Source organism: Petrotoga sp. DB-2 (assembly GCF_054051725.1).
Window position 1 is genome coordinate 1 of record NZ_JBSVZD010000087.1, and the last position, 392, is coordinate 392.

1 protein-coding gene is annotated in these 392 nt (G+C 40.6%); it reads right to left on the minus strand.

Annotated elements, in window-relative coordinates:
• On the minus strand, window positions 1-392 hold a 392-nt coding region (locus ACW9JY_RS10555; RefSeq protein ID WP_457284335.1), incomplete at both ends, for a methyl-accepting chemotaxis protein.

Consider the following 392-nt stretch of genomic DNA (forward strand, 5'->3'; position numbering starts at 1 on the left):
AATCCTTTTAACTCTGTGGCTAACTCACTCAACTCTTTCGCTTCTTCGTTTATCCCTACCGCTTGTTTTACTTGTTCGTCTATTACACTTCTTGACCTTTCTAGTTGTTCACTTATCTCTGTTACCGCTTTCGCTACCCTGTCCATAGCTGTGCTCATCTCTTGCGCACTTGCACTTTGTTCTTCTGCACTTGCAGTCATGTTTTCTATCCCTTGGTCCATCCTTTCTATCCTTTCTTTTATCCGGTTGAAACTTTGTTGTACATTCACCATCTTTTCGTTTATTTCTCCTATCGTTCCTACTACCTTGTTCGTAGATTCGTTCACTTTGTTCGTACCTTGCGTTATGTTGGTTAGTATTTCTGATATTTCATCCGTTGCATTCCTTGACTC